4 protein-coding genes are annotated in these 2,508 nt (G+C 62.7%); all 4 read left to right on the forward strand.

Annotation, left to right across the window (positions count from 1 at the left end; translation table 11 throughout):
- Positions 1-438: dihydropteroate synthase (locus H0484_RS14940; RefSeq protein WP_031972817.1), on the forward strand; the 438-nt coding region annotated here is incomplete at its 5' end.
- A gap of 127 nt (positions 439-565) precedes the next feature.
- Positions 566-1,066 (forward strand): GNAT family N-acetyltransferase, encoded by a 501-nt coding sequence (locus H0484_RS14945; protein ID WP_000376623.1) that lies wholly within the window; start codon positions 566-568, stop codon positions 1,064-1,066.
- A 420-nt stretch (positions 1,067-1,486) separates the two neighbouring features.
- Complete coding sequence (locus tag H0484_RS14950; protein ID WP_034002765.1) at positions 1,487-2,059, forward strand: recombinase family protein; 573 nt, start codon at positions 1,487-1,489, stop codon at positions 2,057-2,059.
- A complete protein-coding gene (locus H0484_RS14955) occupies positions 2,056-2,298 on the forward strand; it encodes a hypothetical protein (protein WP_226955435.1) in 243 nt (80 codons plus the stop codon). The genes H0484_RS14950 and H0484_RS14955 overlap by 4 nt, the downstream gene beginning before the upstream one ends.
- Positions 2,299-2,508 lie beyond the last annotated feature (210 nt).

Here is a 2,508-nt window from a genome sequence, read left to right on the forward strand (position 1 = left end):
ACCCGCACCGGTCACCTTCGACCCGAAGACGCGCTCGACGAGATTGTGCGGTTCTTCGAGGCGCGGGTTTCCGCCTTGCGACGGAGCGGGGTCGCTGCCGACCGGCTCATCCTCGATCCGGGGATGGGATTTTTCTTGAGCCCCGCACCGGAAACATCGCTGCACGTGCTGTCGAACCTTCAAAAGCTGAAGTCGGCGTTGGGGCTTCCGCTATTGGTCTCGGTGTCGCGGAAATCCTTCTTGGGCGCCACCGTTGGCCTTCCTGTAAAGGATCTGGGTCCAGCGAGCCTTGCGGCGGAACTTCACGCGATCGGCAATGGCGCTGACTACGTCCGCACCCACGCGCCTGGAGATCTGCGAAGCGCAATCACCTTCTCGGAAACCCTCGCGAAATTTCGCAGTCGCGACGCCAGAGACCGAGGGTTAGATCATGCCTAGCATTCACCTTCCGGCCGCCCGCTAGCGGACCCTGGTCAGGTTCCGCGAAGGTGGGCGCAGACATGCTGGGCTCGTCAGGATCAAACTGCACTATGAGGCGGCGGTTCATACCGCGCCAGGGGAGCGAATGGACAGCGAGGAGCCTCCGAACGTTCGGGTCGCCTGCTCGGGTGATATCGACGAGGTTGTGCGGCTGATGCACGACGCTGCGGCGTGGATGTCCGCCAAGGGAACGCCCGCCTGGGACGTCGCGCGGATCGACCGGACATTCGCGGAGACCTTCGTCCTGAGATCCGAGCTCCTAGTCGCGAGTTGCAGCGACGGCATCGTCGGCTGTTGCACCTTGTCGGCCGAGGATCCCGAGTTCTGGCCCGACGCCCTCAAGGGGGAGGCCGCATATCTGCACAAGCTCGCGGTGCGACGGACACATGCGGGCCGGGGTGTCAGCTCCGCGCTGATCGAGGCTTGCCGCCATGCCGCGCGAACGCAGGGGTGCGCCAAGCTGCGGCTCGACTGCCACCCGAACCTGCGTGGCCTATACGAGCGGCTCGGATTCACCCACGTCGACACTTTCAATCCCGGCTGGGATCCAACCTTCATCGCAGAACGCCTAGAACTCGAAATCTAACGTCCGTTCGGGCATCGAGGTCCATGTCGGGGTGGGACGGGCCCGTGGCTTCAAGATCACTTGCAGTCCGACCGCGATGTCTTGGTTGCGCGAGAGGTTGTCGATATCCTCCACTTCCATCATCAACCCTGGATAATGCCGCCGCCGTCATCGCCGCCGACGCCCGTGCCGGGCTTTTCGGGCCTGTCAGGCTTGCTCGGCCTTCAGCCTGCCTGGGCGAGATCTCCGGCGGACGGATTAACGGCGGAGCTTCGCCGCCTTTCGTGCGTGTGAAGGCCGAAGATAGTTCTCTCAAAAACATCCGTTTATGAGAGATACCAAAGCCGACAGTCTGCCGAAGGTTGAAGGTCTCTCAAAACTGCCTCTCGCTTCCGATCTCTCACCGATCTACGTTTCTAAGTGTTTTGAGAGGAGAACAGCATGTTGGTGGGGTACGCCAGGGTTTCGACACGTGATCAAACCCACGCGCTGCAACTCGATGCGCTCCGCAAAGCAGAATGTGAGCGCATCTTCGAGGAGACGGCGTCTGGCGCTCAGCGCGCTCGACCGCAGCTTGCCGCCGCACTCGACTACGTCCGCAAGGGCGACACCATCGTGGTCTGGAAGCTCGATCGGCTGGCCCGCTCGATCAAACAGCTAATCGAGACCGTCGAGCACCTGGAGCGACGCGAAATCGGCTTTCGGTCGCTGACGGAGCAGATCGACACCACGACTGCTGGCGGTCGGCTGATCTTCCACATTTTCGGGGCTTTGGCCGAGTTCGAGCGCTCGATAATCCGCGAACGGTCCAGGGCAGGCCTAGAGGCCGCTAGGGCGCGCGGACGGATCGGCGGTCGGCCGAGGGCGCTCTCGCCGACCGACTTGATCGCCGCGAAGGCGATGCTGACCAACCGCGACATCACCGTAGTCGAAGTCGCGCGGCGCCTGAGTGTGTCTCCCGCCACATTGTATCGACATCTGCCAGGGGGTCGTACAGCGGCCGAACTGGAATGACGCGTTCCCTATTGAACGGTCAGGCGCTGATCGAAGAGCCTCGTAGTCCACTCTTCGGCAGAAGGGGTGCTTCCGCCTACGGACCCATAACTGACCGTCGCGATGGAACCGGCCTAACGCGAGACCAAGTGCGCAACGACCCGCTCGTGTGGCTTCAGCTGGTCGCTGAACCCGCGTCCGGATTGACGTTGATGCTGGTCGAGTTCGAGCAGTCGCCTAAGTTCGGCGCGAAGGAGTAACTGCCCCGAGTTCTCGTCGCTGCCGACGTAGTCAATGAGCGACTCGTCTGCCTCATGCCACGCCAGCGCGTCCACGACGACCACCGATCACCTGACCGGCCTTCGCGCGGTTGCCGATGCGAGCTTCGATGTCCGAGAGGGTCTGCGTGTACGCGGTGACTTGCAGGCCAGCGCCGCCGCCCTTGTTGATCAGCGGAATGAACTCGTCGC

This window comes from Mesopusillimonas faecipullorum (assembly GCF_020539505.1).
GTDB classification, from domain to species: domain Bacteria; phylum Pseudomonadota; class Gammaproteobacteria; order Burkholderiales; family Burkholderiaceae_B; genus Mesopusillimonas; species Mesopusillimonas faecipullorum.

What these genes read in the sequence shown, in the direction of transcription:
- H0484_RS14950 (WP_034002765.1), top strand. Translation starts at nt 1,487, where the DNA reads ATGTTGGTGGGGTACGCCAGGGTTTCGACACGTGATCAAACCCACGCG.
- H0484_RS14945 (WP_000376623.1), top strand. Translation starts at nt 566, where the DNA reads ATGGACAGCGAGGAGCCTCCGAACGTTCGGGTCGCCTGCTCGGGTGAT.
- H0484_RS14955 (WP_226955435.1), top strand. Translation starts at nt 2,056, where the DNA reads ATGACGCGTTCCCTATTGAACGGTCAGGCGCTGATCGAAGAGCCTCGT.